This is a genomic window from Clostridium pacaense (assembly GCF_020709765.2).
Lineage (GTDB): Bacteria > Bacillota > Clostridia > Lachnospirales > Lachnospiraceae > Enterocloster > Enterocloster hominis.
The window spans coordinates 50,706-71,832 of sequence record NZ_JAJFEB020000014.1; the positions used below are offsets into that span (position 1 = coordinate 50,706).

At 50.7% G+C, this 21,127-nt stretch carries 19 protein-coding genes; 5 read left to right on the plus strand and 14 right to left on the minus strand.

Annotation, left to right across the window (positions count from 1 at the left end):
- From LK536_RS49760 to hxlA, 7 genes are read right to left on the minus strand one after another with little or no spacing between them, the layout of a single operon-like run.
- On the minus strand, nt 1–945 hold the full coding sequence (locus LK536_RS49760) for an ABC transporter permease (protein ID WP_040382922.1): 945 nt from the start codon (nt 943–945) through the stop codon (nt 1–3).
- Nucleotides 942–2,465 (minus strand): sugar ABC transporter ATP-binding protein, encoded by a 1,524-nt coding sequence (locus tag LK536_RS49765; RefSeq protein ID WP_227796558.1) that lies wholly within the window; start codon nt 2,463–2,465, stop codon nt 942–944. The genes LK536_RS49760 and LK536_RS49765 overlap by 4 nt, the downstream gene beginning before the upstream one ends.
- A gap of 28 nt (nt 2,466–2,493) precedes the next feature.
- Nucleotides 2,494–3,510, minus strand: a complete 1,017-nt coding sequence (locus LK536_RS49770) for a sugar ABC transporter substrate-binding protein (RefSeq protein WP_025484696.1) — start codon at nt 3,508–3,510, stop codon at nt 2,494–2,496.
- A 20-nt stretch (nt 3,511–3,530) separates the two neighbouring features.
- Nucleotides 3,531–4,514 carry a carbohydrate kinase family protein gene (locus LK536_RS49775; protein ID WP_008726665.1) on the minus strand — a complete coding sequence of 328 codons (984 nt, stop codon included), beginning with the start codon at nt 4,512–4,514 and terminating at the stop codon, nt 3,531–3,533.
- Between the two features lie 4 nt (nt 4,515–4,518).
- Nucleotides 4,519–4,929: a D-ribose pyranase gene (rbsD, locus tag LK536_RS49780; protein ID WP_025484699.1), complete on the minus strand. Its 411-nt coding sequence runs from the start codon at nt 4,927–4,929 to the stop codon at nt 4,519–4,521.
- A 17-nt stretch (nt 4,930–4,946) separates the two neighbouring features.
- Entirely contained in the window at nt 4,947–5,525 is a 579-nt protein-coding gene (gene hxlB / locus LK536_RS49785; RefSeq protein WP_008726661.1) for a 6-phospho-3-hexuloisomerase, read from the minus strand.
- 1 nt (nt 5,526) lies between these two features.
- Nucleotides 5,527–6,159: a 3-hexulose-6-phosphate synthase gene (gene hxlA / locus LK536_RS49790; RefSeq protein WP_227796559.1), complete on the minus strand. Its 633-nt coding sequence runs from the start codon at nt 6,157–6,159 to the stop codon at nt 5,527–5,529.
- 197 nt (nt 6,160–6,356) lie between these two features.
- Here hxlA and LK536_RS49795 point away from each other — a divergent pair, with 197 nt between their 5' ends.
- The 5 genes from LK536_RS49795 (at nt 6,357) to LK536_RS49815 (ending at nt 11,866) form a co-directional block, all read left to right on the plus strand.
- Nucleotides 6,357–7,784, plus strand: a complete 1,428-nt coding sequence (locus LK536_RS49795; RefSeq protein WP_227796560.1) for a helix-turn-helix domain-containing protein — start codon at nt 6,357–6,359, stop codon at nt 7,782–7,784.
- Entirely contained in the window at nt 7,781–8,797 is a 1,017-nt protein-coding gene (locus LK536_RS49800) for a zinc-dependent alcohol dehydrogenase (protein WP_227796561.1), read from the plus strand. Before LK536_RS49795 ends, LK536_RS49800 begins: the two co-directional genes overlap by 4 nt.
- A gap of 162 nt (nt 8,798–8,959) precedes the next feature.
- Entirely contained in the window at nt 8,960–10,396 is a 1,437-nt protein-coding gene (locus LK536_RS49805; protein WP_227796562.1) for an aminotransferase class I/II-fold pyridoxal phosphate-dependent enzyme, read from the plus strand.
- A 28-nt stretch (nt 10,397–10,424) separates the two neighbouring features.
- Nucleotides 10,425–11,006, plus strand: coding sequence for a guanylate kinase (locus LK536_RS49810; protein ID WP_227796563.1), 582 nt, complete (start codon nt 10,425–10,427; stop codon nt 11,004–11,006).
- 266 nt (nt 11,007–11,272) lie between these two features.
- Nucleotides 11,273–11,866, plus strand: coding sequence for a type IV toxin-antitoxin system AbiEi family antitoxin domain-containing protein (locus LK536_RS49815; protein WP_227796564.1), 594 nt, complete (start codon nt 11,273–11,275; stop codon nt 11,864–11,866).
- A 177-nt stretch (nt 11,867–12,043) separates the two neighbouring features.
- Here LK536_RS49815 and LK536_RS49820 read toward each other — a convergent pair whose 3' ends face one another.
- Genes LK536_RS49820 through LK536_RS49850 form a run of 7 tightly spaced genes read right to left on the minus strand, consistent with a single transcriptional unit; the run spans nt 12,044 to nt 21,126 of the window.
- Nucleotides 12,044–12,859, minus strand: coding sequence for an HAD family hydrolase (locus LK536_RS49820; protein ID WP_120058296.1), 816 nt, complete (start codon nt 12,857–12,859; stop codon nt 12,044–12,046).
- Nucleotides 12,859–13,881 (minus strand): bifunctional heptose 7-phosphate kinase/heptose 1-phosphate adenyltransferase, encoded by a 1,023-nt coding sequence (locus tag LK536_RS49825; protein WP_227796565.1) that lies wholly within the window; start codon nt 13,879–13,881, stop codon nt 12,859–12,861. The genes LK536_RS49820 and LK536_RS49825 overlap by 1 nt, the downstream gene beginning before the upstream one ends.
- 15 nt (nt 13,882–13,896) lie before the next feature.
- Complete coding sequence (locus LK536_RS49830; RefSeq protein WP_506092199.1) at nt 13,897–14,841, minus strand: GSU2086 family protein; 945 nt, start codon at nt 14,839–14,841, stop codon at nt 13,897–13,899.
- Between the two features lie 56 nt (nt 14,842–14,897).
- Nucleotides 14,898–16,055 (minus strand): ROK family protein, encoded by a 1,158-nt coding sequence (locus LK536_RS49835; RefSeq protein ID WP_120058293.1) that lies wholly within the window; start codon nt 16,053–16,055, stop codon nt 14,898–14,900.
- Between the two features lie 30 nt (nt 16,056–16,085).
- A complete protein-coding gene (locus tag LK536_RS49840) occupies nt 16,086–17,093 on the minus strand; it encodes an ROK family protein (protein WP_120058292.1) in 1,008 nt (335 codons plus the stop codon).
- A gap of 14 nt (nt 17,094–17,107) precedes the next feature.
- The gene (locus LK536_RS49845; RefSeq protein ID WP_227796567.1) at nt 17,108–20,239 is read right to left on the minus strand and encodes an alpha-mannosidase; all 3,132 of its coding nucleotides are present in this window, start codon (nt 20,237–20,239) and stop codon (nt 17,108–17,110) included.
- A 32-nt stretch (nt 20,240–20,271) separates the two neighbouring features.
- Nucleotides 20,272–21,126 (minus strand): carbohydrate ABC transporter permease, encoded by an 855-nt coding sequence (locus tag LK536_RS49850; protein WP_120058322.1) that lies wholly within the window; start codon nt 21,124–21,126, stop codon nt 20,272–20,274.
- Between the last annotated feature and the right edge of the window lies 1 nt (nt 21,127).

Consider the following 21,127-nt stretch of genomic DNA (forward strand, 5'->3'; position numbering starts at 1 on the left):
TCAATCGTTCCTGTATACAATGATTGTAATGATTAATATCATGGCTGATATGACCATCTGCCAGAAGGAGTTCACCCCAACGATATTAAGGCCGTTGGTAATCATGACCATCATGATCGTACCCAGCACACTGCCTGTGATGGAGCCGGAACCGCCATTGAGGGAAGTACCGCCAATCACAATTGCAGTAATGCTGTCCATATTCCATGTGGCTCCCATGGAAGGCTGTCCGCTTCCCATGCGGCTGGTCATGATCATGCCTGCGATACTGGCACAGATTCCCGAAAGGATATAGTAGATGATTTTGTTTTTACGGACATTGATGCCTGAGAGTTCTGCCACCATTTCATTGCCGCCGATTGCATAAACCCGCCTTCCGAATGCGGTTTTAGACAATACGATGTAACTGACTGCCGCTATTCCCAGCATGATGATTACCTGAAGGGGAATGATTCCGGCAATATATCCCCGTCCCAGCATGATGAAGCTTTCCGGAAGGTTATAGACAGCCGTACCGCCTGTCGTCAGGTTGGCTGCACCGTTGGCCAGGTTCATGATGGCCAGGGTGGCTATCATCGGCGCGATATGGAAATGGGATACCATCATACCGCTGCATAATCCCAGAACCCCTCCAACACCGGCGCCCAGTAAAAGGGCCAGGGCTACGGGCATGCCGATGCTCAGCAGCTTGGCAACAATGATTCCGGTCAGACAGGCAACGCCGCCCACAGACACGTCAATCCCGCCAGCCACCATCACGAAGGTTGCACCGCATGCCACAATGATCATGATGGAGGCCTGTCTTATGATATTGATGATATTTGCAGTGGAGATAAAACCAGGTTCCATGGATGTAAAGATGACGGTGAGGACAATCATTACAAGGACAATGCCGAATTTGCTAAAAAAAGCCTTGGGATCCATTTTGTTCAATTGATTCTTCATATCTGTTTCCTGCCTCCTGTTCCACATCTCATAATGGCCTCTTCTGATAATTCGTCCCTGGAAAATTCCCCGGTTATATGTCCTTCATACATCACAAGGACCCGGTCGCTCATTCCCATCAGTTCAGGAAGTTCAGATGATATAAGTATGATTGCCATACCCTGGGCAGTCAGGTCGTTTATCATCTTATATATCTCTACTTTAGCCCCCACGTCAATGCCTCTGGTAGGTTCATCTAAAATAAGGACCTTGGGTTCCCTGGCCAGCCATTTGGCCAGCACCACCTTTTGCTGGTTTCCACCTGAAAGATATACAACCTTCTGATTCCTGCCCGTGGTCTTGATGTTCAGCCTGCCGATGTAGTCATCTGTTATACTGTTTTCTTTTTTTGTGTCGATGAACATTCCCTTTTTTAAACGGTCCAGTAAAGTGATTGCCGTGTTGCTTTTCACTGAAAACTTCAGTATCAGCCCGGAACCCTTCCTGTCCTCCGTAAGCCAGGCCATGCCCATCTTTATGGCGGTTCCCGGTTCGTGGATTTTTACTTCTTTATGTTCAAAATATACTTTGCCTGTTTTAAGCCTGTCTACGCCGAACAGAAGCTTGATGACTTCTGTCCTTCCGGCCCCTACCAGGCCGGACAGGCCCAGGACCTCGCCTTTATTCAGGGAGAAACTTATATTTTGGGGCGTATACGCGCTGATGATCTGGCCTTCCCTGTGATATCCGGTGACATTTTCAAGCCGCAATATCTCTTCTCCGAAGCATTGTCTGTTCCTGTTATAGTAATTGTTATAGCTTCTCCCGACCATGTTGCGGACGATTTCTTCTTCTGTGGTTTTTTGCGGATCCAACTCTGCTACCAGTCCGCCGTCTTTCATGACCTGTATGACGTCGGATAGTTCCAGGATTTCCTGCAGACGGTGGGAGATGAAGATAAAGGATACTCCTGTTTTCTTTATCTTGTCCACAATGGTAAATAATTTGGCAATCTCTGTTTCTGACAGGGAGGAGGTAGGCTCATCCAATATGATCAGGCTGGCCTTTGTACTGATTGCCCTGGCGATTTCAACCAGCTGCCTGGCGGCAATGTCAATATCCTTAACCAGGGTACGCGGATCCGCATCCAGGCCCACCTGCCCCAAAAGTTCTTTTGCCCGTATGTACATCTGCTTTTTGTCTATCAGACCATTTTTAACCAGTTCGTTGCCCACAAAGATATTTTCCATAATGCTTAGTTTGGGAAGGATCAGCAGCTCCTGGTGGACCATTTTTATCCCCAGTTTTTTTGCCTCTTCAATCGTAAGGTTAGGATACCATTTATCCCCAATCCGAATCCTGCCCTGGTCCGGGGTATAGCTTCCGGCAATGATTTTACATAATGTGCTCTTGCCGGCGCCATTTTCCCCAATCAGCGCCAGCACCTGCCCGGGCCTGATGGAAAAACTTATGTTTTCCAGTACTTTTACAGTGGAAAATGACTTGCAGATGCCTTCCACCTGTATGATCGGTTCGTTCATATCATCACCATCCCGTTCAACCGATTCATTATTTATAAGCATTGAGTTCTTCTTTCAGCGCCTGTTTTTCCTTCAGGACCTCGGATACATTCTCCTTTGTATAAAGGGACGCATCAACGGTAATCAATCCTGACCTTTCGCCATTCATGGCTTTGATTGCACATTCAACACTTTTTTTGCCAATGCTGAACGGGTCCTGTCCCACGGTTGCCAGGTATGGATTCGATGGATCCTGCAGCGCGCTTATCTGCCCGTCCTCATCGTCAATACCGAAAATCCCGATTTCATTCCTTCCTGCTGACAGTACAGAGGACAGGACGCCCAGGGAAGAGCCGGAGTTGGTGCAGAAAATATAATCCACGGTTCCGGCTGTTTTTGAAATCAACAGGTCATCCCACAGGGACTGTACATTTTCAGAGTTGTTTGTGCCGGATGGGAATACCGTCTCGATTTCAACCTTATCCCCTAAAACAGAGAGTGCCTCCCGGATTCCCGCCTCCCGGTCCACATCCGACGGGGAAGACGGCATTCCGGATATGATTACCCGGACGGTTTCCGCCTTATCAGCCTCTGTAATCAGCTGGACGGCATAATCCCCAATCATCTTTCCCATCTGCTTATTGCTGCTCATGATCTGTGCATAAAAATCCCCGGCCAGCGCCGAGTCATAGTTGATGAGCGGGATTCCCTTGGCGGCAGCTTCCTTGATGGCTGGTTCGGCAGAATTATCGCCATTGGCCACAACGATGGCATCGTAACCCTGTACGGCCGCCAGGTCCACAAAATCAGCAACCTTTGTAAAATCAAAGGCAGCATCCCAACAATCTATCTGGACCTTGTTTTCTTCCGCGGTCTTCCTGGCCATTGCCCCAATATATACAAAATAGTCGAAATTGTTTGTTGGAATGATAAATGCAATCTTTTTTTCACTGTCATCCTTAACCTGCGTTGTTTCAGTCTTTACCAATGAAGAATTCATGGTACACCCTGTCAAAGCCCCCGCCGCCATGATTCCTGATAATATTAATACTGCCAGTCTTTTCATAGATTCACCCTCTCCTGTAATTAAATACATTGTATATCCATCTGATACAGCCCTGTATGTCCCATGGTCCATGTTACCTCCGGCAGCCCGGGCATGACTGTCAGGGAACCGGTCTTTGTTGCGCAGGTGGAGCCGCATGCATTGGAAAAACGTATGATATCATCCAGTTCCTGCTGTTTTAAATCCTCAATTGCCTTTTCTTTTCCTGCAATCTGATAAAGCAATGCCCCCATGAAGGAATCACCGGATCCAGTGGTATCCCTTACGGCTACCTGGTAGGACGGCTGATAACCTTCAAGCTCCCTTGTCCGGTAATAACATCCCCCGGCCCCCATGGTGATGGCCAGAAGCCTGACCCCCTGGCTGATAATCTGTGCGGCGCCTTCCCTTATATCCATGTCTCCGATGAAGTAGGAATACTCTTCCCTGGATATCTTCAGGATATCAACCTTTTTAAAGGTGTCCGTCATGATTTTTTTCTGCCCCTCATCATATCCGCAGACTTCATTCCAGTTGGGATCATAGGATATCAGCTTATTCTGTTTCCTGGCATATGCCATGAGTTTGGATGACGTTGCCGCAATGGGTTCCCCGAATTGGGAGGTTGATGCAAAGTGCAGGATCCGGCAGTTGTCCGCCTGCCTGTAATACCGTTCGTCCTCCGGAAGGTCACGGTCCGCACGCGGGGACTGGTAATTTGAAAAGTAACGGTCATTTCCCTGGTTCAGATAGACGAACGTAATCCTTGTGGCTTCCTTATCGCTTATCCTGAGGCAGGAAACATCAATGCCCAGCTTCTTCATGGTTTCAATCAGATAAAGGCCATGCTCGTCCTGTCCCACGGAACCGATAAAACCGCTGCTTCCGCCCAGTCTTGCCACCTGGGAAGCCACATTGGCCGGAGCACCCCCTGGATTCCGTTCAAAAACCAGCTTCCCGGCTTCATTGGTCCCTAAAGACGTAAAATCAATCATCAGGTCACCGATTGTCAGAACATCCAGCATATGATCACTCCTCACTGTCGTATGTGCATCCTGCCTGAAGGATGATATTCGGTGCGTGGAGTCCATATTGTCCGGTCCGTATGACTCCTTTCACGTCCTTGATTACTTCGTCAAACTCAGAATGAGGTATGTAGCATATTTTTTTTTCAGGGAAACGCTTCCTGTATTCCTCATGAAGCTTTGGGGACATTGACTTTATCTCCTCGGCCAGAACAACCTGTTCAACCGCAATCTCATCCAGGACCCCGTCCAGTATGGGCAGCAGTTCAGGCATGCCGGGGAGGAACGCAATATCTATTTTGGGGATGCCGGAAGGGACGTTATAGCCGGCATCCGTTATGGCAATCCGGTCCCTGTGCCCAAGGCTTGCCAGAAGGTACTTAATATCTGCATTGATAATACCGTGTTTTAACATATCTGTGATTTCCTCCTCTATTCTAAATTCGCGTGGTTATACCGCACAATCTTCATTCCCATATGTCCCTTGACCATCAGGCTGCATACAATGCTGTCCAATAAAATCAACATTGCCGGTTCAAAGACATTGCCGGACGGACGGACATGGATATATGCGTCATCCGGGCGTTCTTCCGCAGTTTCAGCCCCTTCAGGCAGGCTGCCTTTGAATTCAACAATGCAGTCAGACAATCCGGCTATGCTTCCGCTGCGGTTCATGGTGATAAGGGCAACATTGGCTCCCATGCTTTTTGCCTTTTGGGCAATTGCCATCATGCCTTTGGTAGAACCGGATCCGGAACCGATGATCAGCAGGTCGCCTTCATGGATACTTGGCGTACAGACCTCCCCCACCAGATAGGTCTGGTGGTTGGTGTGCATCAGCCTCATGGCAAAGAATTTCATGGACAGCAGGCTTCTTCCCGCGCCCGCTATGAAAATCCTGCCGGCCCTGTTAATCATTTTCTCAAGATTCCCGGTATCTTCCTGGTTGACAGTGGCTATCAATGACTTGATTTCATCACAGGCCGACTGCGCATATAAAACAGCATCCATGTTATTCAGCCTCCTTCATTATGTTCCGCATGGTCCTTGCCATCAAAAGAGGATTTTCAGCGCGGATGATTGCACTGCCCACAATCACAAGGTCCGGTTTAAGGGGGACAATCTCCCTCAAGGTATCCAGGTCGATTCCGCCGGCTATGGCTATCTGGGACCGTGTGACGGTTTCCTTTAATATCTTTAAATTTTCCAGCGGACTGTCCTTAACCCCCAGGCCTCTGTGGATACAGATGTAATCAACCCCCAGGGCCTCAACCTCCCTGGCCCTTGAAGCCATCTCTTCTGAGGGCACGCCCATCATGTCAGCAAGGATTAATCTGCCCCTGTCACGGGCTGCCTTTACTGCACCCTGGATTGTGATGTCAAGGGTACGCGCAGATACGGTGGTGATATCGGCTCCCGCATCATATGCCAGGCCTGCGCAATATTCCCCGCCATCCATGATCTTGTAATCCGCCAAAATCAGATTATGGGGAAACTCCCTTTTAAACATTCCGATTGTCTCAATGGGATGTGTCCATGTAAACGGGGTTCCTAATTCTACGATATCCAATTCACTGCTTACCTGCCTTACGATGCGGACAGCATCCTCTAACGTAATTGCATCCAATGCTAATTGTAGTTTCATGATTCCACTCCTTTGCTTTGTTTGTGTACTGATTATAGCATTGAAAATCAGGGGGAAACATGACGGTGCATAAAGGTTTGCTTCCTGCCATATTTAATTTCTTGTCATGTTTCTTTTTAATAACATAAAATATTAAACTATGTTGACTATATTTAATTATCTATTATATAATGAATAGAAATGGAGGGTATGCAGAGATGAAATTGTTAATTCTCACAACAACTTATGACCATCATGATAAGATATGGAAACGGATATGCGATATGGGGTTTGTCTTTGACAGCGTTGGGACCGAATATAATCCTGCCCTGGGGTTAGAGCTTTACAGGACCTTTAAGCCGGATCTGGTTATCTTAAACGCCGCCCTGACCAGCATCCCTTTTCCTGAATATATCGACCTTTGTTATTCTTATTATGCCGGCGCAAAGTTTCTTATCATCCTCCCTGAAAATGAGATACATAATAAAACATATTCCCCTGCCATACTGGATTACATGACCTTCCACCAGCTGTACACGGATACATTTCCAGCTCTTCTAAGGAAAGCGCGGTTTGTGATAGAAAAGCCGGCTGCCGTCCACGCGTCCTCTGATACCTCCGGGCAATACCGGATCATCATACCAAAGCCGGACATAACGGTCCAATTCATTGACAGCCGGCAGTTCATGGATGAATTGAAGACGATTTTGAACCAATACTGTACCAATGAAATATATCCCAAGGGGAATCACGTGCTTATAAAATCACTAAGCGGATATGCCCCGGACGCATCATTTGACAATATGCTTCAGGAAATCCAGAATTTATACATACAGAATGCCAATGCCCATGTAACCTTTTTAATCTTAGATGCCGTCTGCGGCCAGGCATCCGATGCCACAAGGCAGGCTGCCCTGATTACGGGCGCTTATGAGCTCAGCTACTTTTGTGCTGAGCAGAAGAAGATTGATATCCGCACGTTTACACCTAAGGTCCAGCCGGCCCGGCCGGATTTACCCCATCTGGTGGAAACTACGTATTCTCTTTTTGTGAATCATCCGGACATCCTGTATAGCACCATAGGGAATTATTATAAATCAGATTTAAAAGCCAGTTTCGATACCATTTCCTGCGGGAAAGTACACGCATCCCTGGCAGCTCTGTACCTGTCCCTTTCTGCCATATCCGGTATACCGGATGACAGCCTTTTTACGGTATATGAATCCCTGGAGGAGGAGGCCCGCTGTATTTCCATGCAGTTTTTATACCTGAGAAAGAAATGCGGTCCGGCCCTTAAGGATGCCAACCCCATCTTATTAAAATCACTGATATATATTGCTGCCCACTATCATGAAAACATATCGCTTAAAAAGGCAGCGGAGTACTGCAGCACATCGGAGACATATATCAGTTACCTTTTTAAAAATAAATTCATATATAAGTTTTCGGATTATATTAACCATATCCGTATCAAAACAGCTGTGCTTCTATTAAATCTGAAACCTGCGGGTAAGATATCATCCATTGCCCTGGACTCGGGCTTTACGGATTACCACTACTTCAGCCAGCTGTTTAAGAAGAGTACAGGAAAGACCGTATCCGAATATAAAGCCACGGAAATCAGGCAGTGGGGGATAAAAGATTGAAGCAGATTAAATTAACCGAACCAGGGAAACTTATAATTGCAGATGTAAAGGAACCGCAGATATCAAAACCCGACGATGTTAAAATCAAAGTGGCCTACAGCGCCATCAACATGGAGGACATCTCCTTTTTTAAGCAGGATTTAAACCGGCTTTTGTGGTCGTCCCCTGTTGGCACGATTGGACATGAATTCTCGGGTGTGGTGGTGGATGCCGGCCCGGCTGCCGTGGAAAACGGTTTTTCCCAAGGCACCAGGGTGATCGGGACCATCTACAAATTCTGCGGCACATGTTTTTACTGTATGGATGCAAAAGAAAACCATTGCTATAATATAAAAATGGCGTCGGGTACCATGTCGGAGTACATTGTCTGGAGCGCAAGCCAGCTTATCAAGCTGCCTGACCGGATTTCCTTGCAGTGCGGCTGCCTTTCTGATACAATCGGCAATGCGCTGCACGCCATTGACCGCTCTAACCTCAGGGTGGGTAATAAAACCTTGATACAGGGAGCGTCCGCCCTGGGCCTGATTATATTGCAGCTGGCAAAAATGCGGGGGGCAACCCATATTACCTTATTTGACTACAGTGAAAAAAACCGGGAGCTGGCATTGAAACTGGGAGCGGAGCTGGCGGTGGATCCATTAAATGACATCATTCCGTCGGCTGTTTCCATCATACCGGATATGCTTGGTTATGATATTGTCATAGAGGTATCTTCTGACTACCGTCTTCTGGCATTGGCCCCAAAGATGCTGGCCCGCCAGGGAACACTGCTTTTCTCAGGTACCTACGGCCTGACCAAGCTGCTTCCGGTGACGATTGCTGAACTTTACCTGAAGGAGGCCGCCATCATCCCATTTTACCGTTCCGCCTACATGCTGCCCAGGATTAAGAATATCATGGACAATCTGATACTGGAGCCGCTGGTCCATGTATGCAGGTTAGATGAGGCGGAAGATGCGTTCCGTCTGGCACAAGAGAACCAGTATCCCAAGATCCTGTTGGAGTTCCCATAGGTCCGAAGGACAGGGAGGAATGTCCAAACAGGCCCTTAACCGTGTATGATGCTTGATTCGGCAAGGTTTCTGTAGTACTATGAAAAACAAAACAACAACGATTCTTCAGGGAAATGCATAAAATCCGCCATTTACCTGCCATGGAACAGGAGCCATATAAAAATGAGACAGCAGGATTTACTGATTCACAAGCTTAAAGAATATGCAAGGTCGGATATGTATCCATTCCACATGCCCGGACATAAGCGGACAGGGGACATGGGATTCCCGGACCCGTTCACGGTGGACATAACGGAGATAGACGGCTTTGACAATCTCCATCACCCGGAAGGCATCCTTCAATCCTCCATGGACTGGGCAGCACAGGTATACGGAGCCGACCAGACATACTACCTTGTCAATGGAAGCAGCAGCGGGATCCTCTCCGCCGTATGCGGGGCCGTGCCCCGGGGAGGGCGTATCCTGGTCAGCAGGAACTGCCACAAATCCGTGTATCATGGAATCTGCCTGAACCAGCTTAAGGCTTCCTATGTTTATCCACAGGAGATAGACGGATTGGGGATACAGGGCGGAGTCCTTCCGTCGGATGTGGATATGATGCTGAAACGGTACATGGATACCCAGGCAGTGCTTATCGTGTCCCCCACGTACGACGGCGTGGTGTCGGACATTAAGGGGATTGCAGAGGTGGTCCACGGGGCGGGGCTTCCGCTGATTGTGGACGAGGCCCATGGCGCGCATTTCCGTTTTGGGGAAATGTTCCCTGTGTCCGCCTTGGACCTGGGCGCGGATGTGGTCATCCAGAGCGTGCATAAGACCATGCCAAGCCTGACCCAGACAGCCCTTCTGCACATCAGGAACAACCGCCCGGACCAGGGATGCTATGGGGACAGGGAGCGGATTGACCGGTATGTACACATGGTGCAGAGCAGCAGCCCCTCCTATGTGTTCATGGCCAGCATTGAGAACAGCATATACCAGATGGAACATATGGATATGGAGCCGTACCGCGGGGAAATCATGAAGCTGAGGGAACGGCTGCGGGGGATGGGGCGCCTGCGTCTTGTGGATACGGATATCATAGGACAGTATGGAATCCATAATCTGGATGTATCCAAGATTGTGATTTCAACCAGAGATAGCAGCCTTACCGGGGCGGACCTGGACAGCATCCTCAGACGGGAATACCACCTGGAGATGGAGATGTGCGGGGCGGACTATGTAACCGCCATAACAACCCCTATGGACCGTTCGGAGGGGTTAAGGCGTCTGGGGGATGCTCTGATGGAGATAGACAACAGGACGGGTCCAGCAAAGTCCGGGATAAGCAGTGTATACAGTATGCGGAGCGATACGGCCATGACCATTGCAGATGCCATGGACGGAAAACACAGGAAAGTAAGGCTTGAAGACTGTGCCGGGAGCATTTCCGGGGAATTCGTATATATCTATCCGCCGGGGATTCCCATTGTGGCCCCGGGGGAGTGGATCAGCAGGCGTTCCCTGGATGTGATAATGGAATACATGAAAAAGGGACTTCCGGTCCAGGGGCCGGCTGACCAGTCCCTGGCTTATATAGAGATAGTGCAGAAAGACTGACAGGATGAAAGGGATAGCGGAGTGCGTGATGGGAAAGATATTTTATGTAATGGGTAAAAGTGCGTCTGGGAAGGACACGATTTATAAACAGCTGCACAGCAGGATGCCGGAACTTAAGACCGTGCGCATGTATACAACCCGTCCAATCCGGGACGGGGAGACGGACGGGGTGGAGTATTTTTTTGTGGATGAGGCATATCTGCACAAGTGCAGGGAAAACGGCACCCTGATAGAGTGCAGGACCTATGATACCGTATACGGTCCATGGAATTATTTTACAGTGGATGATGGGCAGATTGATTTGGGACATGGATGCTACCTGGTCATGGGCACCCTTGAGTCCTATGAGAAAATGCGCCTGTTTTACGGTGCGGATGCCCTGGTTCCCCTCTATATCCATGTGGAGGACGGACTGCGGTTAAGACGCGCCCTGGAGCGGGAAGAACAGCAGAAGGTTCCCAAGTATAAGGAAATGTGCAGGAGATTCCTGGCGGATGAAGAGGACTTTAAGCAGGAGAACCTGGACCGGTGCGGGATTGTGAAGTGGTATGGGAATGTGGTGCTGGAGGATTGCCTGGAGGAAATCATGAGGGTAATCAAAGGCTGTTAGTGGAAGTAATTAAACGTGGAAGTAATTAAACAGGGAAAGCAGATTGTGGCCATTGATTGTTTGGGTAGAGGCCACAATCTGCTTTTTATAGTTCATCCATAAGGCCCATATAGCCAACGGATACTGCTGCGTAATCACCGATTGCATCACCCAGGGCACTGGGAAGGATGCCCGACAAAACGTGCTATACCGCCTCCGCTGCAAAAACCTTCTTTACTTTTACGCCCAAACGAATTATAATAAGGGCACGAAAGTAAGGTGATACTATGACCAGCGCAGAAACATTAAATAAGCTGCTACAAGAAAATAATGGATATTTAAAAACGTCGGATGCGGTGGCCGCCGGAGTTTCTAGAACTGTTCTCGGAGATTTTGTATGTAAATATGGGCTTATACGTGTTGCCCACGGCTTATATATGTCCCAAGACGTTTGGGAAGATGGACTATATGTAATTCAGGTGCGTTATCCAGAAGCGGTATTCTCTCACGAAACAGCTCTTTACCTTCTGAATCTTGCCAACCGTGAACCCTCGCCATTTTCTGTTACTTTTAAAACAGGCAAAAACTCGGCAGGATTATCGAAGCAGGGTATCAAGGTTTATAAAGTAAAAGAGGAGCTTTTCGGGGAAGGTATTGTGGAAGTGCGCTCACCATCGGGTCACACAGTAAGGGCTTATAATGCCGAACGCACAATCTGCGATTTGTTTCGCAGCCGCCGGCATATTGAAATTCAAAATCTGCAAGAGGGAGTTAAAACATATATCCGTTTGAAGGAGAAGAATATCCCATTGCTTCTGCGGTACGCTAAAGCCTTTTCAGTGGAGAAAACCGTTCGTCAGTATTTGGAGGTGCTTTTATAATGATACACACATCGCGCCAATTGAAAGCTCTTGTTCGCAACATCTCTAAAGGAGACAGTGGCAAGGCACAGGTTATCATCCGCAATTATGTAATGGAGCGTTTTCTGGAACGACTTTCTCCCATCAGCCGGATCAGGCAGGCTGTCTGCCAATCCGGCTGATTCTCAGAATCCCATCTTACATTCCATAATACTCATAAATTGCCTGTGAATCCAGGTAATCCCCCACGATGGCCTGCGCCCCGGCCTGTATCAGCTTGGCCCGTTTTTCGGGATTGACCCCGCGGCGTGGGCCTTCCAGGCTGGCAACGCCCAGGGTAAAGGTCTGATTCTTAACGCCCAGGGCAATTTCCACCTTGCCATCGCCGCAAAGCAGCAGCTGCGGTCCCTGCAGCGCTTTCTCCTGAAAAATCATCTGGATGACAGCTTCCTTGGGGCAGGCAATCATGTGTTCCGGCGCACCACGGACCAGGGCGAAGTCACCACTAAGTTTCAGGACTTCGGCTTCCCTGACCACATCCCTGTGGTCCGTGCCGCTGGCAATATAGATGGTAATTCCCCGGTCTTTCAGGCCCTGGAGGAATTGGCGCGCACCCGTAATCAGGAAGTCATCCGGTTTTTTCCGCCCGCTCTCCACATCTGCAATACGCTGGCTGACCTGTTTCATAAGGCGCGTGTTATACTCATCCTTGTACCACCAGCCATCATGGTGTTCCGGGTGGAAGTTAAAATGTTCCACCTGTCCGGCAAGCCAGTTCATCTGGTGTATGGTTTGGATTCCCGTGGATTCCCTGATATATTCCCGGACTGCTTGACGGATGGAACCGTCATCCCTGTGGTCCGGGCCGCATATCATTTCCACCATCAGAGGTTCCATGACTTCTTCCCAGCCATGGCGCAGGGTGGAAAGCGTTCCGTCAAAATCCAGGACGGCCGCCTTGATCTGTCCTGGGGTGGGCCGTGTTGATGTCATGATTTCTATACTATGTTCCATTACGTTGTCTGCTCCTGTCTTTTTGCCCGGATTTCTTCGGGAGTGGCTGTTCCTGTCTGATGGATTTTATTAACCGTGACACCGGAAGCCAGGTTGGCAAATGCCACGGCCTGTCCTATGCCGCATCCTGTGGCTGCTGCCGCACAGAACGCAGACAGGAAGGTATCTCCTGCACCCACGATGTCGATGGGGCCTGCAGCCGGGACAGAAGGGGCAAAACCGGTGTCATGTCCATCGGCCCAGACAGCGCCCAGGGCGCCCAGTGTTACAACCACAGGCGCGCCTGTGAGTTCTGTCAGTTCCCCGGCAATAGGGATATAGTTTTCCACGGTGCACTCCACCTGCCGGCCCAGGGCTGCGGCCGATTCGTATTCATTGGGTTTAATGATGACATTGCGGTAGGTATGGATCTGGTCACGGCTGTCAACAACAATCTTCAGTCCCTGTTTTCCCAAATCCTCAAGCGTCCGGCGTACACGTCCTGTTACCACACCGCAGGGAAGCTGGTCTGACACAGCCAGAATGTCCACGCGTCCGGCCATGGCCGTAAGGGCATCGATTACCTGTTGTTCTGTCTCCTGGGATATGGGCGTATAATTCACGAAATCAATGCGCGGATCTTCATAAACAACATTGGAAATCCCCATACGGTTGGGCTTTATATAGGCAGGGGTAACCCGGGAATTGTCCCGGATAAGGCAGTCCGTGGGAAGGCCAAGGTCCTTAAAACCGGTATCCAGCAGATTTCCCCTCCAGTCATTGCCCACGATGGACAGGGTCTCAACCTGGGCCAGGCCAAGGGCGCTTAGGTTCTGTACCACATTGCCGGCGGCCCCGGGCGCCCAGCGCTCGGTAACAACAGGAAGGTTATAGTGCGGTGTTTCACGTGACAGGGTGCTGCGCTTCATATCCGCGAACCAATACAGGTCCAGGCACACATCCCCCAGCACACCTATCCTGACCTTGGGCAGTTTTTTCAGGATGGAATCAAGGTCTGATTCTGTTAAAAATAGTTGTTCCATATAATCACCTTTCCGTTACACCGTGTCTTTTAGACGTTCATATAAATTGGGGAGCGTGCACATATGGTTGCCTTCAATGTACAGGCCTGTCCCGCCAAGGGAAACCGGACGGTTGATTACGTTCTTCCTGGGACGGTAGTAATAGTGGAAATGTTCCTTGCTTACATCTGTCCGGTAATCACCCAGGGGAATGATATCAAAGTTGGCAGTGGTAATCTGTCTGAGTCCATGGCCCTGGTTGCGGCAGATGGAGAGCGCCTTTAAGAATACCTCCGGTCCCGTGATGGCGGAGCCTATATTGAGGAAGACGCCGCCTTCCAGTCCGGACAGGGATTGGCAGAAATACCCGAAGTCCCTGCCGCTGGTTTTACCCAGCGCCTCAAAATTACAGAGCGGATGCTCATGGATGATGTCGGTTCCCATGGTCACATGGTAGGTGGCAGGTACACCATGAAGGTATGCCTGGTAAAATACACAGTGGTCCCGGAAAGGGAATTGATTGGGATGTTCATCTATATAATGAGCCAGGCTTTCGCCATAACCGTAGTTTTGTGATGCGCCGGCAATGACTGCCTCATTCATCCAGCGTCCGGTTTCCTCCCACATACCGAAGGTGCCGTCCTCTATTGCGGTGGGGACATGTTCCGAGGTCCCCCCAAGATAGGCCAGTTCAAAGTCATGGATACTGCACGCGCCGTTCCCCGCAAGATGGGTAATGTATCCGTTTTTAACAAACCATAAAAGATAATTGGACAAGCCGCATTTAATCACATGGGCGCCAAAGAAGCATACCACGGGGCGGTGGTTTTGGCGGGCTTCCTTCAGCTTTTCACAGAGTATTGTAAAGTCCTGGGAGTCAAAAGGCTTGGGCCTGTATTCCCCAGGTACGAGCAGGTTATTTACAGTCACCAGATTGGTGCGGTTTTTCGCTGTAAATGTTCTGGTTTTTGTTAAATCCATAATTTCAGGCTGATATGTAATCATATGACATGACACTCCCTTATGTAATGATATGTTTAGCAGCTGTGCTCCATCCAATGGGAGAATATGAGGGTTGCGCCGGACAGGATATAGTAATGCTCCGGCAGCTGGGAGGCAATGACCTCCACGGTCCGTTCATTGCTGTTAAAGGTTCTCTGGTTTACCAGGTCCTGAATCTGTTCAGACAAAAGCCTGGAGCGGTAGGCCAGGCTGCCGGACAGGACCACTGCGTCGAAATCCACAATATTAGCTGCCGTGGTAATGGCTGCGGCCAGATATCCGGCTTCTTTTTCAAGCACATGCATGGCCGCCGGTTCCCGGCTGTACGCCCGGTCCACGATGATGGACCAATCCCTGAGACCTGGGTCCTGTGTCCTGGCCCATTCCACAATCCTGCTTATGGTGGCAAATATCTCCACACATCCATAGTTGCCGCATTGGCACCGGGGACCGTGGATGTCCAGGGAGATATGTCCCAGACCACGCATTCCCTGGGACAGTTTTCCGTCCTGGATCAGGCCGCCGCCAATACCGGCGTCAGCCACCAGTTCCAGGAAGTTTGTATATTTTCCTCTTATGCCGTAAACATTTTCCGCCAGGGCCAGGGCCATGATGTCATTTTCCAGCAAGGCGGTACATTGAAATTGGCTGGCCAGCATGGGCGCGATGGGCGTATTGCTGAAACGGGCGAAGTTGGGGGGCTTCAGGATATATCCCGTTGTCCTGTCCAGGGGGCCGGGAGAAGATACGCCGATTCCTAACAGCTTACCGGGGGCAGGATGCTGGGCCAGCATCCTCTGGATGCGGCCGATGACAGCAGCAACAGCGTCCTGAGGGTCATCTGGCAGGTTATCAATGGGTTCCCTGTGGTTATACAGGATGTTGCCGCACAAATCCACGATTCCCATGTGCATGTAGTCACGCTTCAGGCACAGGCCCACGGCGTGGTATGCCTGGGGATTCAGCTCCAGGTTGACCGAAGGCCTGCCGCTGCCGCCTTCCTGCCGCTGTCCTTCCAGAATCACACCTTCCAAAGACAGCTGGTCCACGATGTTGGTGATAGCCGCCCGGGTCAGGCCGGTAAGTCTGGCTAAGTCAGCCCTGGAACGGGGGTGGAACTGGAGCTGCTGAAGAAGCAGGGTCCTGTTATTCTGTTTTAAGCCAGCTGCATTAAGACCGGAATTTGAATTCATAGTGATATAGGTTTCCTTCCATATTTGTATTTAATTCCTGATGTGGTTTCCTGATCCGGCAAGGTCCTGGACGTTGCCAAGCCCCATATAACCCACGGCTGCCGCCGCGTAATCGCCAATATCATCCCCAAGGGCGCTGGGAAGTATGCTGCACCGTCCTGCAGAGGCCGGGAGGGCTTCCCGGGCAATGGTCTCTTCTATGGTGGGCAGGAACAGGCCCACATTGCGCTCGTAGATACTTCCGATGACAATTGCATCCGGATTTAAAAGATCGATGAGCATGGCCAGGCATTGGCCCAGCTTTGTGGCGCAGATGTTTATGATATGCAGGCAGAAGGGATCTCCTGAGTCTGCAAGGCGGCATATTTCCCTGGCGTTTATCTCCCCGGAAGCAGCCAGAAGCTGCCGGGGGGACTCTTGGAACAGTTGCTTTTCAATTGCGTCCCTGGCAAAGCGGGCAATCCCGCCGCCGCTGCAGAAACCCTCATAGCTTCCGGCTTTCCCATAGCCGACAGGGCCTGCCTGCTCTGCGCGGACATGTCCGATTTCACCGGCCAGGCCGCAGCTTCCTCCGTACAACCTGCCGCCCAGGATCAGTCCGGCGCCAAATCCGGTGCCAAAGGTGAGGAATATCATGTTTTCCGTGCCCGCGCCCGCGCCGAACTGCCATTCGGCCAGGGCGCAGGCGTTGGCGTCATTTTCAAGGAATGCTGGAACCTTGAATTCTTCTGAAAACCAGCGGCATACCTGGATATGGTCCCAGGCCGGGAGGTTGGGCGGTGACAATATGACCCCCCTGGCCGCGTCCAGGGGACCTCCGCAGGAAATACCAATGGCCTCCAGGTTTCCGGATTCAATACCGCAGTCTGACAGAAGGCCGTGCAGAAGGGAATTAAGCTTTAAGAGGGTGGCCTGTGGACTGTGGGCAATGGTGGGGAATTTGGCCTTTTTCAGGATATGGATATCCCCGTCGCGGATTTCTGCAATACAGGCAGCTGATTTTGTCCCGCCCAGATCGATTCCGGCGAAGTATGACATAGTATGTGCTCCTTTCAGCTTAGCTGAAACATCAGTGTTTTTATTTCAAAAGGATGTATGGTCAGTTCCAGGCATCCGGCGGAGCGGAAGTCCTCAGTGGGGTCTTCCAGAAGGCTGCCCTCCGTCCAGGCAGCGTAATCAAATCCAGGCGTTATGGTGAACCGTGTCTGCGCCCCGGCAAATTCATGGAACCGGACAACCAGATACTTCCGGTCTTCCGAGCATTTTACTGCGTCCAGCATGATATTTTCAGCGCTGAAACTGAGGAAGCTGCCGGTTTGGATGGTTCCGGCACAGGTCCTGACCGGGTTATTAAGATAGTATGCCGCCTGTTCCGTATGGCTGTGGGCCACATCCCCTGCATGGGGGTACAGGGAGTAGGTAAACTGATGCATTCCCTGGTCCTGGAGATAGTCGGGGTTGGTGGCGGTCTTTATCAGGGTCAGCCTCAGAAGGTTACCTTTTACGTCGCAGCCGTATTTGGAATCATTCATCAGGCTGACGCCGTAGCCGCTGTCGGAAAGGTCCACCCATTTGTGCAGGACCATCTCGAATTTGGCAATATCCCAGCTGGTATTCCAGTTGTTAGGCCGCCGCACATTGCCATACTGGATATCATAGGTGGCATATGTGGTGCGGATGTCAACCGGGAATGCGGCCTTCATCAGCTGGTGGGTTTCATGCATATCCACCCGGGTCTTAAAATCAATACGGCGCTCGTTGGCGTATACGCAGAGGTCCTGCCAGATATAGGATTTGCTGTATTTCCATTCCATATGGATTACTGCACACAGGGGACCATTTTCCGTAAGTTCCATGGTTACCAGGTCCTCGGCTTCCCACATCTTTTCCTGGTAGAACAGATTGATATTCCAGGCATCGCACATATTGGGGCGGTCCTCAAAGAACTGCAGGACATTGCCCCGCTCCCCGGGAGCCAGTACCCGGCGCCGGTTATCCTTGTCATAAAGGCTGGTAAGCTGTCCTTTTTCATTCAATTCAATTTCATAGTATGGTGTGGAGAGGGTATGCCCGTCAAAGGTAAAGGGTGTTTCCAAGGCTGATGCCTGTTCTTTTGGGGGAGCGGTTTTAACGGCTGTCAGGGCTTTTATGCTCATTGGCGGGACCGTGCAGCTGATATAGGTCTTTCCTTTGCAATGCTGCATGGGGCAGGGTCTGCCGTCCGGTCCAAGGTAGGCGGTGTCCGGTGAATCAGGCAGCTCCACCAGCCCCTCATAGGTCCAGTTACCGCTGTTGATGACCGACAGTCCGTCCCCGCCCCGGGCCAGGATATGGCAGGCATTACCGCTGATTTTTTCTCCGATGTCCCATGCCTCTTTGTATTCCTGGAAGGAGTCTTCATAGACCTCACGGATGGCGGAGCCTGGGATTACATCGTGGAATTGGTTTCGGAGGATGATTTTCCATCCTTCTGTCAGGGCTTCCTGTTCCTCACCGGACAGACGCCCCTGACTGCATGCAGCCATTGCAGCAAGCCACTCCGTATCCCGGTACAGGTACTCCAGGCGGCGGTTCATCCATTTATTATAGGCGTGGCTGGTGTATGTCCCGCGGTGGTTTTCCAGATACAGTTCGCCGTCCCATTCCGGGAAATAGGCAGTTGTGGAGTCTACCCTGTCCTGCAGTTCCTTGAAGTACCGGGCTCCGTTGCCATGCCGGATATGCGGCAGGCCGGGCAGACGGTCAATGATACGCCTTTGCTCCAGTTCCTCCCGGTTGACACCGCCGCCGCCGTCACCGTAGCCGTAAGCCATCAGCAGTTTGGAGGTCAGGTCCTTGTTCCTGTAGTTATTCCAGATTCCGGCGGCAGCCCCTGGAACCATCTCGCCATTATAAGTATAGTACCACGTTCCCTGTTCTTCCGATGCAGCAGGCGTGGTGATGAAATGGGTCAAGATCTTTGTTCCGTCAATCCCCACCCAGTAAAAGGTATCATGGGGCATCTGGTTGCATTCATTCCAGCTGATTTTTGTGGTTATGAATGTGTCCAGGCCGGACTTTTTCAGTATCTGGGGCAAGGCCCATGAGTATCCAAACACATCCGGCAGCCACAGATAGTGCATCCTGGTGCCGAATTCTTTTTCCGTAAACCTGGTGCCCACTAGAATCTGGCGGGTAAGGGACTCGCCGCTGGGAATGTTGCAGTCTGCCTCAATCCACATGCCGCCGTCCACTTCCCAGCGCCCTTCCCGGATTTTCTGGCGGATTCCCTCATAGATTTCGGGGAAGTCGTTTTTGATATACTCATAAAGCTGGGGCTGGGACTGCAGGAACGTGTATTCCGGATATTGTTCCATTAACCGCAGTACGGTGGAGAAGGAGCGTGCAGACTTCTCGCGGGTGTGCTTATAACGCCATAGCCATGCCACATCAATATGGGTGTGGCCGACACATACCAGGTCCACGATGGACTGCTTATCCATGGAAGCCAGGAGCCTGTCCAGGGTATCCCACGCTGTTTTGACGGAAGCATAGAATGCCCCGCTCCCCCCGTCCCGCCAGTCCACTGCCAAAAGTGCCTGGTTAAGGGCATCCCTCAGGGCTGTACGGACAGGATCATTATCAGAGAGCAGCGGCAGTGTTTCCAGGATCATCCGGCCGGTATAATACAGCTGGTCCACGGATTCATCCAGCCACGCTGTCTCAGCCTGTCTGAATACATGGGTCATGGTCCGGGGGACGCCCCCGCCCTCCAGCCCGGACCAGAGGCGGAATACCACAGGCACGGTACGCCCTGCATAATGTTCCGGGAAATACACTTCCTGGTGGTGGGTATCCACGCCCTGGAAGGGAGTGCCGTCCACATATAAAAGGGCCTCGAATCCATAAGTGGAGCAGCTGCCGGTGACACCGAAATTAAACAGGCCCACCAGCTGCCTGCCGCTCCACTGGGCCGGGAATTCCAAATCGCAGGAAAGCCACAGATATTTGTCACGTCCGGACCATTCCTGCCCCAAAGCCGCTTCCGTCCAGCCGTCATCCATAGGAGGCGGGGACGGATTGACATCCTCCGGGGGACACTTAAGCATCCGCAGGCCATGGGCTTTTACTGCGTCCCTCATGCGCCATGGGGCCAGGGCATCAATCCTGCAGGCCAGTTTTTCCTCGGTAAAAAAGATATCCATATTTATATTCCTCCATCAATTGTCAGTCTGCATCAACCCTTAACAGCGCCGGCGCTCAGGCCTTCTACCATATATTTCTGGGCAAATGCGAATAAGAAGATGGTGGGCAGCAGCGCAAGGATGGAACCGGCTGCCATCTCCCCCCATTTTACATCATATTTGAGAATAAGGGAATTAAGTCCTACCGTAATTGTCTTATAAGTTTCCTCATCAATAAAATAGGTTGCCATGAACAGCTCGTTCCAGCTGTTGATAAAATCAAAAATCAGTGTAGCCGCAATGCCAGGCTTCATGATTGGCAGGGAAATGTGCCAGATGGCCTTTAAGCGGCTGCATCCGTCAATCCGGGCGGCTTCCTCAAGGGAAACCGGCACGCCTGCATAGAATCCGCGCAGGGTCACCACGGAGAACGGGATACACATATTGAAGTACAACAGAGGAAGGGTGAAAAAGGTATTGCGCAGGTGCAGCTTGGCAAGAATCTGGTACATGGGCGCCAGTACTGTGAATACGGGAACCATCTGGGTGACCAGGAAGAAAATCAGCACTGCCTTCTTTCCTCTGAACTTAAAACGCGATAATACGTAGGAGGCACACAGGCCTACAATTACAGCGGCCACACTGGCAATCATGGAGTAGAAAAAGGAATTGCGCACATAGGTGGTGAAATTGCCCTTCCACAGGATTTCCAGATAATTAACCAGGCTCGGCTGTTCCGGCCAGTAGGTTACCGGGAATGCGTAAATATCGGTCATGGATGATTTCAGCGACGTATTTAACATCCAGTAAAATGGGAACATGACAATAATCAGATATAGTATCAGGAATACCCCTTTTACGGATTTGGCCATGGTTCTTTTGGTCCGGCGTGATGTATGGTGCTTCATA

Excerpts from the sequence above, each read along its gene's own strand:
- LK536_RS49775 (WP_008726665.1), bottom strand. The coding sequence starts at position 4,514 with ATGCTGGATGTTCTGACAATCGGTGACCTGATGATTGATTTTACGTCT.
- LK536_RS49815 (WP_227796564.1), top strand. The coding sequence starts at position 11,273 with ATGACCAGCGCAGAAACATTAAATAAGCTGCTACAAGAAAATAATGGA.
- LK536_RS49805 (WP_227796562.1), top strand. The coding sequence starts at position 8,960 with ATGAGACAGCAGGATTTACTGATTCACAAGCTTAAAGAATATGCAAGG.
- LK536_RS49830 (WP_506092199.1), bottom strand. The coding sequence starts at position 14,841 with ATGGATTTAACAAAAACCAGAACATTTACAGCGAAAAACCGCACCAAT.
- LK536_RS49820 (WP_120058296.1), bottom strand. The coding sequence starts at position 12,859 with ATGGAACATAGTATAGAAATCATGACATCAACACGGCCCACCCCAGGA.
- LK536_RS49810 (WP_227796563.1), top strand. The coding sequence starts at position 10,425 with ATGGGAAAGATATTTTATGTAATGGGTAAAAGTGCGTCTGGGAAGGAC.
- LK536_RS49760 (WP_040382922.1), bottom strand. The coding sequence starts at position 945 with ATGAAGAATCAATTGAACAAAATGGATCCCAAGGCTTTTTTTAGCAAA.
- LK536_RS49840 (WP_120058292.1), bottom strand. The coding sequence starts at position 17,093 with ATGTCATACTTCGCCGGAATCGATCTGGGCGGGACAAAATCAGCTGCC.
- hxlA (WP_227796559.1), bottom strand. The coding sequence starts at position 6,159 with ATGAAACTACAATTAGCATTGGATGCAATTACGTTAGAGGATGCTGTC.
- rbsD (WP_025484699.1), bottom strand. The coding sequence starts at position 4,929 with ATGTTAAAACACGGTATTATCAATGCAGATATTAAGTACCTTCTGGCA.
- LK536_RS49825 (WP_227796565.1), bottom strand. The coding sequence starts at position 13,881 with ATGGAACAACTATTTTTAACAGAATCAGACCTTGATTCCATCCTGAAA.
- LK536_RS49850 (WP_120058322.1), bottom strand. The coding sequence starts at position 21,126 with ATGAAGCACCATACATCACGCCGGACCAAAAGAACCATGGCCAAATCC.
- hxlB (WP_008726661.1), bottom strand. The coding sequence starts at position 5,525 with ATGGATGCTGTTTTATATGCGCAGTCGGCCTGTGATGAAATCAAGTCA.
- LK536_RS49765 (WP_227796558.1), bottom strand. The coding sequence starts at position 2,465 with ATGAACGAACCGATCATACAGGTGGAAGGCATCTGCAAGTCATTTTCC.
- LK536_RS49770 (WP_025484696.1), bottom strand. The coding sequence starts at position 3,510 with ATGAAAAGACTGGCAGTATTAATATTATCAGGAATCATGGCGGCGGGG.
- LK536_RS49845 (WP_227796567.1), bottom strand. The coding sequence starts at position 20,239 with ATGGATATCTTTTTTACCGAGGAAAAACTGGCCTGCAGGATTGATGCC.
- LK536_RS49795 (WP_227796560.1), top strand. The coding sequence starts at position 6,357 with ATGAAATTGTTAATTCTCACAACAACTTATGACCATCATGATAAGATA.
- LK536_RS49835 (WP_120058293.1), bottom strand. The coding sequence starts at position 16,055 with ATGAATTCAAATTCCGGTCTTAATGCAGCTGGCTTAAAACAGAATAAC.